This is a genomic window from Actinoallomurus sp. NPDC050550 (genome assembly GCF_040655075.1).
Taxonomy (GTDB): Bacteria; Actinomycetota; Actinomycetes; order Streptosporangiales; family Streptosporangiaceae; genus Actinoallomurus.
In genome coordinates this window covers 13,738-27,454 of sequence record NZ_JBFAJC010000060.1, presented here as the reverse complement: position 1 = coordinate 27,454, position 13,717 = coordinate 13,738, and the positions used below count along the sequence as shown (strand labels likewise).

The following is a 13,717-nucleotide window of genomic DNA, read 5'->3' as shown; positions in this document are numbered from 1 at the left end:
TCACACGTGGGAACGGGCGGTCCACAGCTCCGGGAAGATATCCCGGCTCACTCGTTTCTCCAGCCAGGCCACCCCGGCGGAGCCTCCGGTGCCCTGCTTGGCGCCCATCGCCCGGCGGGTGGCCATCAGGTGGTCGTGCCGCCAGCCGGTGAACTCCTCGGCGACGTCGGTCAGTGCCTCCCCGAGCCGGGTCACCTCGCCCGCGTCGGTGGCGTAGATCTTGGCCCAGACCTCTTCCACGGCGGAGTGGGGGCTGTACGGCTGGGTGAGGTCGCGCTGGAGCACCTCGTCCGGTACGGAGTGGCCCCGGCGAGCCAGGAGTGCGAGGGCCGCGTCGTAGACGCCCGGCTCGCCGAGCGCCTGGGTCAGCTCGGCGTGCTGGGCGGGGACCGACCGGTGCGGCACGAGCATGGACGCGGACTTCTCGCCGAGCAGGAACTCCACGTGCCGGTACGCCGCCGACTGGAACCCGGATCCCTCGCCGAGGGCGTCGCGGAACGCGTTGAACTCCCGCGGGGTCATCCGTGCGATCGGCAGCCAGGCGGCGCGCAGCGCCTTCAGGTGCGCGGTGCAGCGGCGCAGCGCGGCGACGCCCCCACGGACGTCGTCGGCCCGCAGCCGGTCGCGGGCGTTCCTCAGGTCGAACACCAGCAGGCCGAAGTACAGCTCCATCACCTGGGTGACCACGAGGAACGACATCTCGAGAGGCTCGTCGGTGACCGGCCTCTGGAGCGCGTGCAGGGTGGACGCGTGCACATAGTCTTCGTACGGCGTGGTGCCGCCGAAGTCGAGCTTCGGCTCATCGGCTGAGTGCAGTACGGGGCAGCCGGACGATGCTTCGGACGTCACCTTTGACCTCCTTCATCACGTTGTGGACGAAAACCATTCTGCGCGGCTCGATCCCGAGGCCACAGGGGCGACGGGGACCGCTGAGACGCCAATTCTTTACGATCGTCACCAAATGTGGCGGTTAGGCTTACGAGCGTGAAACCCGACCTCGACGCCGTCGACTGGGCCCTTCTCGGGGCGCTCCAGGAGGACGCACGGCTGTCCTTCAACGAACTCGCCCGCAGGGTCCACCTGTCCGCTCCGACGGTCGCCCAGCGGGTGCGCCGGCTGGAGGAGACCGGCGTGATCACCGGCTATCACGCCCGGGTCGATCCGGCGGCGGCCGGGTTCTCCGTCGTCGCCCAGGTCCGGATGAAGTGTTACGGCGCCCGCTGCATCACCGTGCACCCGGAGCTGCTCGACGACATTCCCGAGGTCCTCGAGGTGTCCCGGCTCACCGGGGACGTGTGCTCCATGGTCCTGGTCGCCACCACCTCGGTCGCCGAGCTCGAGCGGATCCTGGTGCGCCTCGCGTCCCACGGCGAGACGAGTTCGGCGATGGTCCTGTCCACTCCGATCCCGTGGCGACCCCTCGCCTCCGCCTGATGGTGGTACGGGAACTCGGCGCCCTGCTGCGGGAAGCTCCGCCGCGGGCCGGCCGTACCCGAGTCATCGCGATCGACGGGCGGTCCGGCTCGGGCAAGTCGACCGTGGCCGCCCTGCTCCGGGAGGAGCTGGACGCCCCCGTGATCGGCCTCGAGGGCCTCTACGGCGGCTGGGACGGCCTGGAGCACGGCGTGGACCTGCTGGTCGCGGAGGTGCTCGAGCCCCTCGCCGCCGGGCACGCCGCACGCGTCCCGCACTATGACTGGATCGACCAGACGTGGGGCGACCCGATCGAGCTGTCGCCGCCTGGGTTGCTCATCGTGGAGGGCGTCGGCGCCGGAGCACGCCGTGCCGCCCGCCACGCGAGCGTGCTGGTGTGGCTGGAGGCGGCGGACCGGACCCGCCGGAAGCGCGCGCTGGACCGCGATGGCGACACGTACCGGCCGCACTGGGAACGCTGGGCGGCGCAGGAGGCCGCGATGCTCGAACGCGAGGCGACGCGCGACCGCGCCGACGCCGTGGTGCGAACCGACGCGACGCCCGACCCGTCAGGGCCGATGGGGCTCGGCGCGCTGCGGTTCGCCGCCCGCTGACGGCGGCGTGTCACCAGTCGTCCGCGCGCTCCTCGACCAGCTTGATCAGGCCGCCGTCGACGAGGTCGTAGCGGTTCATCGTCGTGAGCCGGGGCGAGTACGCGTGGACGCTGATCGCCGGGGCGGTCGAGACGTTGGTCACCGAATGGATGTAGTCCGGCCCGAACTCCCGGAAGTCGCCGGGCGCGAGGTCGCGTTCGACGGCCAGGTCGTGTTCGCGCAGGCCCCCGAGGGCGACGGCGAAGGCCCCCCGGGAACCTCCGTGGTCGTGGAAGCCGGTCGACTGGCCCGGCATCCAGCTGAGCAGCCAGATCTCGTGATCATCGTCCTGGTGGAGGCGCTCGTACCAGCGTTCCTCGGTGCTCAGGCGTACGCGGTGGATCCATTCGTCGGGGGCGGTCGCCAACCGCCGGGCGATGTCGGCCAGACGGGTCTGGGCGGGCGCGGAAGTGCTCGCGGCCATGTACTGCTGCTCCTGTTCACTCTGAGGCCCTTCGGTTCACGCGGGTACGGGCGTGGTACACAGCGCGCTCGCCTGCCGTCGCAGATCGACGGGCAGGTTCAGCCAACGGGGAACCTCGGAGTGCATGGGTCGAGCATGGCGGCAATTCCCTAGTAAGTCAATCTGGATGGTTCGGAAGTGCGTCTTGGTCGTGGAAGGAGGTCGGCGGGTGGGCGGACACCGGCGCCGTGCACATCAGCCGAGCACCGGCCGATCAGAGCTCTAGCGACCTCTGAAGCGTCTACCACGGCCGTCAGGACTCCCTCGCCCCGTCGTCAGGAAAGCGCCGATGATCGAGGCGGCTCCGGCGCCGAAGATGCCCACCGCCTGTGTCGGGGCGCCCTTGTCGACAATGTGTTTGGAGATCAGCGCGAGCACGATGACAACGGACAGCCCCGATAGCAGTCCAAGGAAGCGCAGGGCCATTTCCGCCCAGTCCAGCAGGTTCTGGTGCCGTTCGGCCCGCTCCACCCCGTCCATGATCCGGTCAAAGGTCCCCGGCCTGACCTGCTCCCACTTTCTGGCCTGCTCGGCGGCCGGCAGGCTCTCCCAGTGGGAACGGAAAGGGGCGGTCGAGTCGGAATGGAAGGGAGTCCGGCCGGTGGCCGCGAACACCAAGGTCCCCGCCCAGGAGAACACATCAGAGGCGGGACCGACGCGACCTCCCCCGATGACCTCCGGAGCGAGGTAGGTCGCTGTTCCGACGAACCCCCGCGGCGCGGTGACGACCGATTCCGTGTCGATGATCCGGGCGAGCCCGAAGTCGATCACAACAGGGTCCGTATCACCGTCGCGCAGGACGACGTTGCCGGGCGTGAGGTCCCGGTGGATGACGCCTGCGGTGTGGATCGCGCTGAGCGCCTCGGCCAGGCCCCTGGCGAGGCGTAGCAAACAGGTCGGCATGGGCCGCGAGCAGCCCGGCGCGTGTCGTGGTCGGCTCCGCGCGGAATGCCGGGTGAGCGCTTCGAGCTGCCGCTGAAGACCGGACCGCTCGAGCCTCATCCGGCCGGTCTCCGGTAACGACTAGTGACGCCTGGCCCGGATCGGCGTCAGAGGCGCTCGATCTTGACCTCGTCGGCGCGGTACCGGGCCCGCAGCGGCTTCTTGTCGAACTTGCCGACCGTCGTCTTGGGGATCTCCTCGACGAACGCCCAGTTCTCCGGAACCTGCCAGCGTGCGACCTTGCCGGCCAGGAACTCGGCGAGTTCGGCCGCGGTCACGGAGCGGCCGTCGCGGGTGACGACGAAGGCGAGCGGGCGCTCGTCCCAGCGCGGGTCCGGGATGCCGATCACCGCGGCCTCGAGGACAGCTGGGTGGGAGACCAGGTGGTTCTCCAGCTCGACCGAGGAGATCCACTCGCCGCCGGACTTGATGACGTCCTTGGCCCGGTCGGTGATCTGGAAGAAGCCCCGGTCGTCGATCGTGCCGATGTCGCCGGTCCGCAGCCACCCGTCGTGGAACTTCTCCGGGGCGGGATCGCGGTGGTACGAGCCGGTGATCCACGGCCCGCGCACCTCGATCTCGCCGACGGACGTGCCGTCCCAGGGCAGCTCCTCACCCAGCGCGTCGACGATCCGCATCTCCACGCCGCCCGTGACGCGGCCCGACTTCAGGCGCCAGTCGACGTCCTCAGGGGTGCCCGGCTCCACACCGGGCGGGGGGAAGGCCATGCCGCCGAGCGGGCTGGTCTCGGTCATGCCCCAGCCCTGGATGATCCGCAGGCCGTACCGCTCCTCGAAGGCCTCCAGCAGCGCGCGGGGCGCGGCGGCGCCGCCGGAGGTGCCCGTCCGCAGCGACGACAGGTCGATCTCGTGGGCGGCGCCGTAGTTGAGGATCCCGCTCCAGATCGTCGGCACCGCCGAGGAGACGGTGCTGCGCTCGGCCGCGATGAAGGCGGTCAGGTGCTCCGGCTGGAGGAACGGCCCGGGCATGTGGAGCGTCGCCCCGGACAGGAACGCGGCGTACGGCAGGCCCCAGGCGTTGACGTGGAACATCGGGACGATCGCGAGGACGCGGTCCGTCTCGGTGATGCCCAGCAGTGAGGCCGACGTCGCGGCCAGGGCGTGCAGGAAGGTCGAGCGGTGGGAGTAGACGACGCCCTTCGGGTCGCCCGTCGTGCCGCTGGTGTAGCACATCGACGCGGCGGCCCGCTCGTCGAGCTCCGGCCAGTCGAACCCGGGCTCCTCGGCCGCCAGCAGCTCGTGGTAGCGCAGCACGCGCGCCCCGCCGAGGGCGGACGCGTCGCCGTCGCCCACGACGATGAACGTCTCCACGCTGGACAGTCGGCCGGCCACGCGGGCGAGTAGCGGCACCAGGGAGTCGTCGACGATGATGATCCGGTCCTCGGCGTGCTCGACGATGTGGGCGAGCTGGTCGGGGAACAGTCGGATGTTCAGCGTGTGCAGCACCGCGCCCATCCCCGGGACGGCGAAGTACGCCTCGAGGTGCTCCTGGTTGTTCCAGCAGAAGGTCGCCACCCGGTCGCCCGCGCCGACACCCAGCCGGGAGAGGGCGGCGGCGAGCCGTTCGGCGTTCTCGGCGATCTGCCGGTACGACGCCCGGCGCGGCTCGCCGCCGGTCCAGGTCACGCACTCGCTGCCGCCGTACACACGGGCCCCGTGCCGCAGGATCGCGGAGACTGTGAGGGGGAACTCCTGCATCGTGCTGGCGATCATCGCGGCCCTTCCGACGCACATACCGACCGGTCGGTAGCAGAGTAGAAGTCCCACCTTCGACCCGTCAACGATGTCCCGACGAGGACGGTCCGCGATGAACGGTGTCCCGCGATGAACCGGCCGCTCGCGTGGGCCGACGGCTCGCGTCGGACCGGTCTCCCGCGTGGGCCGGCTGCCTGCGCGACCGGTCGCCCCCGTGGACCGGCCGCGCGGTGAGCCGGTGGCCGGAGTCGGCGCACCGCGCGGCGGTCAGGAGCGCTGGGCGAGGACGGCCGCGGGCGCCGCTCGCAGCGCGGCCCGGGCCGGGAGTTCGGTGGCGAGCCAGGCGATGGCCACGACGAGGCCGGCGATCGCCGGCAGGAGCCAGACCGGTCCCGCGGCCCACGGGCGGCCGAGGAAGCCGGTGCCCAGCAGGGCCAGCGGCACCGCCGACAGCGCGATCCCGGCGCCGACGGCGGCGACGGAGATCAGCGCGGCCTCGCGGCGTACCATCGCGACGATCTGCCGTGGGGTGGCCCCGACGAGCCGGAGCGAGGTGAACTCGTCGCGCCGCTGCGCGGCCGAGGCCGCCAGCCGGTTGGCGACGGCCAGCAGGACGTAGCCGAGCAGGACGGCGAGCACCACGATGTTCACCCAGATCTCCGGCGGTGTCGGCGTCTTCCCGACGCCGTCGGGGTCCTCGGCCCGCACGCCCGGCTCGCGCGCGGTGAGCGCGGCGACCGCGCGCCGTACCTCCGGGCCCCGGCCCGGGACGGCGCGGACGAGCACCTTGTCGGCCAGGCCGGTCGTGGTGTGACCGGCGACCAGGTCGCGCGAGGCGACGACGTCCCCGAAGCCCAGGCTCCGGTTGTACGTGGCGACGACCCGTACGGCGGCCGTGGTCCCGTCGCCCAGGATCACGGAGACGTGGTCGCCGACGTGGGCGCCGCGGGCGAAGGCGGTGCTCCTGCTGATCGCGATGGTGGCGCCGGTGAGGTCGCTCAGCGCGCCGTCGCGGAGCCCGAGGTCCAGGACGCCGGCCGCGTCGGACCCGGTGACGAGCGTCCGGTACGACGCGACCATCTTGGAACCGTCTTCGCGGTACGGCCACAGCACGGTCGTCGTGGTCACCGGCACGGCGGCGGCGACGCCGGGCGTCGTACGGACCTCGTCGGCCAGCCGCGCGGGGACACCGCCGAGGCCGGGCGCGGTGACCGTGACGTCGGCGCGCGTGGCCTCCTTGGCCTGGTGGGTGGTGGCGGCCATCAGCGTGGTCTGGGTGAGCGCGTAGCTCAGCGTGAAGGCGACGGCCATGCCGAGCGCCGTGACCGCCCCGCCGACCCGGACCGCGTAGCCGTGGCCGTTGCTGACGGCCAGCCAGGTCGTCGGCGACGTGCGGCGCGGTAGCCGTCTCAGCAGTGCGCCGCTGCCGTTCCGGACGAGGTACGGCCCGGCGAGGCCGAGGCCGATGACCGCCAGGATGCTCGCCGAGCCGGTGGCGACGGTGGCCTCGGCGGTCCGGAGCAGCAAGGGAACGGCCGAGAGCACCATCGCGCCGACGATGAGCAGCAGTCCGATCCGGGTGCGTACGACCGACGGCGTCCGCGGGTCGGTCCGCGACTCGGCGACGGCCTCGGTCGCCGACATCCGCGAGGTACGGAACGCGGCGCTCAGCGCCGAGACGCGGACCGCGGCCGACAGGAGCAGTACCGCCGCGACGGCCGGCAGGGGACTCCATGCGAGCGGCAGGTGGTCCGGCAGCACGCCGTGGGCGGTCAGCAGGTCACTGAACCGGCCGGCGAGGAGATAGCCGAGTGCCGCCCCGAAGGGGAGAGGGAGCAGCGCGACGGCGCCGGTCTGGTTGGCGATGAGGCGGCGGACCTGGCGTGGTGTGGCGCCCACGGCCCGCATGAGGGCGAGGTCGCGACGCTGCCCGGCGATCGATATGGACAGCGCGCCGGCGACGACGAACCCGACGATCATCAGGACGACCCCGCCGATCGAGCCCGCGAGCATGAACAACAGCGTGCGGGCCGTCGCCGCGCCAGGCTCCTCGACGTCACCGCGCGCGGCGCCCGTCGCCACCGTCAGGTCGCCCTGGCCGCCGGCCCGCAGGGCCTGGCGGACGCGGGCGGCCAGATCGCCGACATCGGTGCCGGGGGCGGCACGGAGCGCCACGAGGTCGACCGTCGCGCGCTTCGGTCCGGCGTCCCGGCCGGCCAGGTGGGCCGCCGCGGCGTCGGCGAAGTAGACCCAGGGCCGTCCGCCGACGACGGCCGACACCCGGTACTCGTCCCGCAGGCCGGCGGCCACGACCGTCACCCGGTCACCGGGGGAGACGCCGGCCCGCGCGGCGGTGGCGGTGTCGAGCGCCACCTCACCGGGACCTGCCGGAGGAGCCCCGCGGACGGCGCCGGGACCCGGCAGCGTCCGCGACGACCAGCCGTGCCCTGCCGTACGCGGGTCGGCGCCCGGGCCGACGACGGCGCCGCCGCGCCCGACGACGGCGGCGGGCAGGCTCACGTCGCCGACGGAGGAGGCGACCCCGGGCAGCCCGGCCAGCAGACCGACCAGCCGCGCCGGGATCGCCGCCCGCTCCGGCAGCGGCTCGGCCAGGTCTTCGCTCTGGTCGACCGACTGCCGGCCGGAGACGACGACGTCCGCTCCGGCGAGGCGCTCGACCGGGATGTGGGAGCGCAGCCCCGATTCGGCCAGGACGCCGGTGGCCGTGAGGAAGGCGGACCCGCCCAGGACCGCGCAGACGATCGCGACGAGCGCCCCGATCCGGCCCCGGGCGAGCAGGAGGGAGATCCGGAACATCAGCGGCCTCCCAGCGAGCTCAGCCGGCCCGCGAGCATCTGGGCCGTGGGGTCGCCGATCACGTCGACGATCCGCCCGTCGGCCATGATCAGGGCTTCGTGGGCGCGGGCCGCGGCGGCCGGGTCGTGCGTCACCATCACGATGGTCTGGCCGAGCTCGTCCACGATCTGGCGCAGGAGCGTGAGGACGTGCCCGGAGCTGCGAACGTCCAGCGCCCCGGTCGGCTCGTCGGCGAACACGATGTCGGGGCGGGCGGCCAGCGCCCGGACGATCGCCACCCGCTGCTGCTGCCCGCCGGACATCTCGGCGGGGCGGCGGTGCAGCGTGCCGTCCAGGCCGGTGCGGTCGACCAGCGCGCGGATCCACTCCTGGTCCGGGGCGCGGCCGGCGAGCCGCAGCGGAAGGGTGATGTTCTGCTCGACGGTCAGCGCGGGGAGCAGGTTGTAGCCCTGGAACACGAAGCCGATCCGGTCCCGGCGCAGCACCGTGCGGCGGGCCTCGTCGAGGCGGCCGAGGTCCGTGTCCCCGATCACCACGGTTCCTGACGTCGGGGTGTCCAGCCCCGCCGCGATCTGGAGCAGCGTGCTCTTGCCCGACCCGGACGGTCCCATCACCGCGAGGAACCTGCCTCGGGGGACGGTGAGCGACACGTCGTCGAGTGCGGTCACCTCCACGGTGCCCGTGCGGTGCACCTTGGTGACCCGGTCGAGGCCGATCACCTGTCCCGGCGGCGCGGGACGCGTGTCGGCGGATCCGCGGCGCCTCATGCCCCGCCCCGGCGGAACCGGTCCACGATCAGCCAGGCGACGCACAGGACGGTGACGACGCCGAACGCCAGGCTCACCGGAATGGGGAGTCCGGCCATCGAGGTCACCGCGTTCCCGGCGGCGCTGATCACCAGGACGGTCCAGAGGGCCGTGCGCAGGGCGCCGATGCCGTGCCGTTCCGGGGCGGCGGCGTCGCGCTGGTCGATGCGATAAGGGTCGTTCGTCATGGGTTCTCCTTGGTAGGGCCACGACGCTACGGACCGCGCCGACCTGCGGCGATCCCGCGCGCTACCCGACCGTGGTACAGCAGGCACCACTCTTCCGCGTTCCACCGCTCTTTCCGCGTTCCACCGCGAAACCGGCGTAATCATTCATAAGGTGGACTGCTGATCTCGGGGAGGACGTGGAGATGCCAGGCTCATTCCGTTTCTTGGTCACTCTTGGTGATCTCGCGGTATCGATCTGGCATAAGCACGCCCCGTGCCCAGGCGACGCGGGGCACCCTCCTCGGTCCGATAGCCGTGCACGCTGGACCGGCAGCGTCCGGAGGGACGTGCCACGCGGGTCGGCGGCTCTTGCTCGCCGACACCAGGGCACGAAGACGATTGGCGCATGCTCGGCATCCAGTCGGGACGATTCGTGAGGATTCGTCAGGATCGCTTGGCCAATCAGAGACGCTGGAAGGACGGCGCGGTCGGCCGTGCGCTCCGCGGCTCGCTTGAGGCGTACCAGCGCCTCGCCGGCGGCCTGGGCACCGCGTCCCTCGCCCTGTGCACCGTGGGCGGGTTGCTCGTCGTCGCCGTCCTCTGCCTGGTCGGCGTCGGACTGCCGCTGCTCCCGCGCGCGCTGTCGGCCGTGCGCGCGGTGGCCGGCTGGGAGCGCGAGCGGCTGAGCCGGTGGGGCGACGAGGTCATCAGCCCGTACGCTCCGTGGCCGAAAGGCTGGTCCGCGCGGCTCCGTGCCGCCGCCGCGGATCCGGCCACCGGGCGTGACCTGCGGTGGCTGTTCACCCATGCCGTCCTCGGATTCCCCCTGGGTTTGATCGGCGTGCTGCTGCCGCTGCTCGCGATCCGGGACCTGACCTTCCCCCTGTGGCTGTGGCTGGCGCCGCCCGGCGGCATCACCACCTCCGTGGGCACCCCCATCGAGGGGTTGACGGGGATGGTGTCCAGCGCCCTCCTGGGCATCGGGTGGACGGCGATCCTCATCGGCCTGACCCCGGCGATGGCACGGCTGCAGGCCCGGCCGGGGCTGCGCCTGCTAGAACCGCACCCGGGCGTCGACCTGTCCGCGCGCGTCGCGGAGCTGACCGCGACGCGGGCCGCCGCCCTGGACGCCCACACCGCGGAGTTGCGGCGGATCGAGAGATCCCTGCACGACGGCACGCAGAACCGGCTCGTCGGCGTGACGGTCCTGCTGGGCGCCGCGCGGCGGGCGCTGAAGAAGGACCCCGCCACCGCCGACCAGGCGATCGAGCAGGCCCAGTCCGCGGCCGAGCAGGCCCTCGCCGAGCTGCGCGCGGTGGTCCGAGCGATTCTGCCGCCCGTCCTCGAACAGCGCGGGCTCGGCGGTGCGCTGGCAGCGCTGGCGGCCGGGTGCGCCGTGCCCTGTCGGGTGTCGGTCGACGTGCCGGGCTCCCGTCCCGCGTCGGTCGACGCGACCGCCTACTTCGTGGTCGCCGAGGCCCTCACCAACATCTCCAAGCACAGTCACGCCCGGCACGCGGCCGTCGACGTGCGCCAGACCAGGGACCGGCTCCACCTGCGCGTCGAGGACGACGGGCGCGGGGGCGCCGACGACAGCTCCGGAAGCGGCATCGTCGGCATCCGGCGCCGGGTCGAGGCGCACGACGGACGCGTGACCTTCTCGAGCCCACCGGGCGGACCGACCATTCTCGACGTGGAGTTGCCTTGCGTGTTGTGATCGCCGAAGACGACGCCCTGCTGCGCGCGGGTCTCGAACTGCTGCTGCGCGGGGAGGGGTTCGAGGTGGTGGCCGCCGTCGAGACGCCGGACGCCTTCCTCGCCGCCGTCGACGCGGACCCGCCCGACATCGCCATCGTCGACGTGCGCATGCCGCCCACCCACACCGATGAGGGCATCAAGGCGGCGGTGGCCGCCCGGGCGCGCCATCCGAAACTCGCCGTGCTCGTGCTGTCGGCGTACGTCGAGGAGTCCTTCGCGACGGACCTGCTCGACGGCGGCACGGTCGGCATCGGCTATCTGCTCAAGGAGCGCGTCGGGCGGGTCGAACGGTTTCTTGAAGCCCTGAACCGCGTCGTCGCCGGGGGCACCGCGATCGACCCGGAGATCGTCGCCCAGCTGTTCGCCCACCGGCGCGCCGACGACCCGCTGGACCGGCTGACACCACGGGAACACGACGTGCTGGCGCTCATGGCCGAGGGCCTGGGCAACGTCGCCATCGCCCAGCGCCTGGTCGTCACCGAGGGTGCCGTCCACAAGCACATCCGCAGCATCTTCGCCAAGCTCGACCTGCCGCCGACCGAGCACACGGATCGCCGCGTCGCCGCCGTCCTGCGTTACCTCGAGAGCGCGGGGAAGTAACGCGATACATCCGATGAATTTGGCGCTTTGTGTTCATCGTCCGCCGGTCCACGCCTGCGCGACCTAGGCAACGCGGTGACGTCAGGCCGTTCGGCGAGCCTCATGAGGCGTCACAGAACACCCTTGACTCCTCCGATGTCTGATGTTTTCGTGTGTCACAGCCCCTGACCTCTCGAGTACCTCCGGCGGATCCGGCGCGCCGACCACGCGCCCTCGCCGTGGCTCTCGGCAGACCCTCCGAGGAGCATGATGAGACGCCTGCCCACCGCGATCGCCGCGGCCGCGGCCCTGATCGGGCCGCTCGCCGTCGCACCGGCCGCCGTGGCCGGACGGGCACCCACGCCCGAGCAACGTGCCACCGCCCTCGTCGCGCAGATGACGCTCGACGAGAAGATCACCCAGACGCACACCACCGGCAAGGGCGCCGGCGGCATCTCCCGGTTCGTGCCCGGCATTCCCCGGCTCGGCATCCCCGACTTCCTCATCAGCAACGGCCCGGCCGGCGTCGGCACCGGCGCGGTCCCCACGCAGCCCGACGCCACGGCGCTGCCCGCACCCGTCGCCCTCGCAGCCGGATTCGACCCGCAGCTGGCCCGGCAGTACGGCGTCGTCGAGGGCCGGGAGACGGGGAACGTCGGCCACAGCCTCCTCGAGGCGCCCGACGTCAACATGGTGCGCGTCTACCAGAACGGCCGCGCGTTCGAGAACTACGGCGAGGATCCCTACCTCGCCTCCCGGCTCGCGGTGGCCAACATCCAGGGCATCCAGAGCCAGGGCGTGCTGGCCGAGGTGAAGCACTACGCCGCCAACGACCAGGAGACCAACCGTAAGACCATCAACGAGCAGATCGACGACCGCACCCTCCACGAGATCCACCTGCCGGCCTTCGAGGCGGCGGTGAAGGAGGGGCACGTCGCCTCGGTGATGTGCGCCTACCCGTCCATCAACGGCTCGTTCGCATGCGAGAACAAGCACCTGCTGACCGACGTGCTGCGCGGCCAGTGGGGCTTCCGCGGCTTCGTCCAGTCCGACGCCAGCGCCACCCACACCGCCGTCGGTTCGGCCGACGCCGGGCAGGACCTCGAGCTGCGGGACAACGGTCCGTACGACGAGGAGCTCAAGCAGGCCGTCCTCGACGGCAAGGTCAGCATGCAGCAGCTGGACACGATGATCGTGCGCCGGCTCGCCATCGAGATCCGCGCCGGGCTGTTCGACCACCCGAGGACGGTCACGCCGATCGACGCGGCCGCCGGGGGAACGGTGGCGCGGTCGGTCGCCGAGCAGACCGCCGTGCTGCTGAAGAACACCGGCTCGGCCCTCCCGCTCAAGACGAGCGGACTGAAGTCGATCGCGGTGGTCGGCCCGTACGCGCAGGCCGCGCACCCGGGTGGCGGCGGCAGCTCGCACGTCAAGCCGCTGTACACGGTCAGCCCCGTCGAGGGCATCCAGAAGCGCGTCGGCACGGGCGTGACCGTCCAGAGCGCCGACGGATCCGACGCGGCCGCGGCGGCGAAGCTCGCCGCCTCCTCGGACGTCGCGGTGGTCGTCGTCGGCGACGTCGAGAAGGAGGGGGCCGACCGGGCGAACCTGTCGCTGTCCGCCGACCAGGACCAGCTGGTCCGCTCGGTGGTCGCGGCCAACCCGCATACGATCGTCGTCCTCAACAGCGGCGCACCCGTCCTGCTGCCCTGGATCGACAGCGTCCCCGCCGTCCTGGAGACCTGGTACCCGGGCGAGGAGGACGGCAACGCGCTCGCGGGGCTGCTGTTCGGCGACGTGAACCCCTCCGGCAAGCTGCCGGTGACCTTCCCGCGCAGCGAGACCCAGACGCCGGTGAGCACGCCCGAGCGGTACCCCGGCGTGAACGGCACGGCGACCTACTCCGAGAAGCTCGAGGTCGGATACCGCTGGTACGACGCGCAGGGCGAGCAGCCACTGTTCCCCTTCGGATACGGCCTGTCGTACACGAGCTTCCGGTTCGGCCACCTGACCGTCTCGCCGCGGCCGGACTCGCACGGGCACGTGACGGTGGGCGTCGACGTCAGCAACACCGGGTCCCGTACGGGCGCGGAGGTCGCCCAGGTCTACGTGACGGCGCCGGCGTCGGCCGGAGAGCCCCCGAAGCAGCTCAAGGGCTTTGCCAAGGTGACGCTGCGTCCGGGCCAGACGAAGCACGTGACGTTGCGGCTCGACGCACGGGCGTTCTCGATCTGGGACACCGCGTCGCAGCGGTGGACGGTCGTCGGTGGCCGCCACGTCATCGCGGTCGGCGACTCCTCGCGGAACCTGCCGCTGTCGGCGCCGGTCCGCATCCCCTGACGGAGTCGGAGGCCCGGCCGGCGGCGTCCGGCCGGGCCTCCACGCGTTCGCCGGGTTCACAGCG

General features: G+C 72.3%; 12 protein-coding genes. 5 read left to right on the top strand and 7 right to left on the bottom strand.

Going from position 1 to position 13,717, the window contains the following annotated elements; all coding sequences use genetic code 11:
• The gene (locus AB0I04_RS45830) at window positions 1–849 is read right to left on the bottom strand and encodes a tryptophan 2,3-dioxygenase family protein (RefSeq protein WP_360899823.1); all 849 of its coding nucleotides are present in this window, start codon (window positions 847–849) and stop codon (window positions 1–3) included.
• Between the two features lie 135 nt (window positions 850–984).
• On the opposite strand from AB0I04_RS45830, the gene AB0I04_RS45825 reads away from it, so the two are divergent.
• Both AB0I04_RS45825 and AB0I04_RS45820 read left to right on the top strand, forming a co-directional pair.
• Window positions 985–1,434: an Lrp/AsnC family transcriptional regulator gene (locus AB0I04_RS45825; protein WP_360899820.1), complete on the top strand. Its 450-nt coding sequence runs from the start codon at window positions 985–987 to the stop codon at window positions 1,432–1,434.
• Window positions 1,410–2,027: an AAA family ATPase gene (locus tag AB0I04_RS45820; protein ID WP_360899817.1), complete on the top strand. Its 618-nt coding sequence runs from the start codon at window positions 1,410–1,412 to the stop codon at window positions 2,025–2,027. Before AB0I04_RS45825 ends, AB0I04_RS45820 begins: the two co-directional genes overlap by 25 nt.
• Window positions 2,028–2,037: 10 nt before the next feature.
• Here AB0I04_RS45820 and AB0I04_RS45815 read toward each other — a convergent pair whose 3' ends face one another.
• The 6 genes from AB0I04_RS45815 to AB0I04_RS45790 form a co-directional block, all read right to left on the bottom strand.
• A complete protein-coding gene (locus tag AB0I04_RS45815) occupies window positions 2,038–2,490 on the bottom strand; it encodes a cysteine dioxygenase family protein (protein WP_360899814.1) in 453 nt (150 codons plus the stop codon).
• Window positions 2,491–2,751: 261 nt separating this feature from the next.
• Window positions 2,752–3,432, bottom strand: coding sequence for a protein kinase (locus AB0I04_RS45810; RefSeq protein WP_360899811.1), 681 nt, complete (start codon window positions 3,430–3,432; stop codon window positions 2,752–2,754).
• Window positions 3,433–3,578: 146 nt separating this feature from the next.
• Complete coding sequence (locus AB0I04_RS45805) at window positions 3,579–5,204, bottom strand: long-chain fatty acid--CoA ligase (protein ID WP_360899808.1); 1,626 nt, start codon at window positions 5,202–5,204, stop codon at window positions 3,579–3,581.
• Window positions 5,205–5,453: 249 nt separating this feature from the next.
• Window positions 5,454–8,003: an FtsX-like permease family protein gene (locus AB0I04_RS45800; protein ID WP_360899805.1), complete on the bottom strand. Its 2,550-nt coding sequence runs from the start codon at window positions 8,001–8,003 to the stop codon at window positions 5,454–5,456.
• On the bottom strand, window positions 8,003–8,770 hold the full coding sequence (locus AB0I04_RS45795) for an ABC transporter ATP-binding protein (RefSeq protein ID WP_360899802.1): 768 nt from the start codon (window positions 8,768–8,770) through the stop codon (window positions 8,003–8,005). Before AB0I04_RS45795 ends, AB0I04_RS45800 begins: the two co-directional genes overlap by 1 nt.
• A complete protein-coding gene (locus tag AB0I04_RS45790; RefSeq protein ID WP_360899799.1) occupies window positions 8,767–8,997 on the bottom strand; it encodes a hypothetical protein in 231 nt (76 codons plus the stop codon). Before AB0I04_RS45790 ends, AB0I04_RS45795 begins: the two co-directional genes overlap by 4 nt.
• A gap of 433 nt (window positions 8,998–9,430) precedes the next feature.
• Here AB0I04_RS45790 and AB0I04_RS45785 point away from each other — a divergent pair, with 433 nt between their 5' ends.
• The 3 genes from AB0I04_RS45785 (at window position 9,431) to AB0I04_RS45775 (ending at window position 13,653) form a co-directional block, all read left to right on the top strand.
• Entirely contained in the window at window positions 9,431–10,693 is a 1,263-nt protein-coding gene (locus AB0I04_RS45785; RefSeq protein WP_360899796.1) for a sensor domain-containing protein, read from the top strand.
• A complete protein-coding gene (locus AB0I04_RS45780; RefSeq protein WP_360899793.1) occupies window positions 10,681–11,334 on the top strand; it encodes a response regulator transcription factor in 654 nt (217 codons plus the stop codon). The genes AB0I04_RS45785 and AB0I04_RS45780 overlap by 13 nt, the downstream gene beginning before the upstream one ends.
• Before the next feature lie 249 nt (window positions 11,335–11,583).
• The gene (locus tag AB0I04_RS45775; protein WP_360899790.1) at window positions 11,584–13,653 is read left to right on the top strand and encodes a glycoside hydrolase family 3 C-terminal domain-containing protein; all 2,070 of its coding nucleotides are present in this window, start codon (window positions 11,584–11,586) and stop codon (window positions 13,651–13,653) included.
• Window positions 13,654–13,717 lie beyond the last annotated feature (64 nt).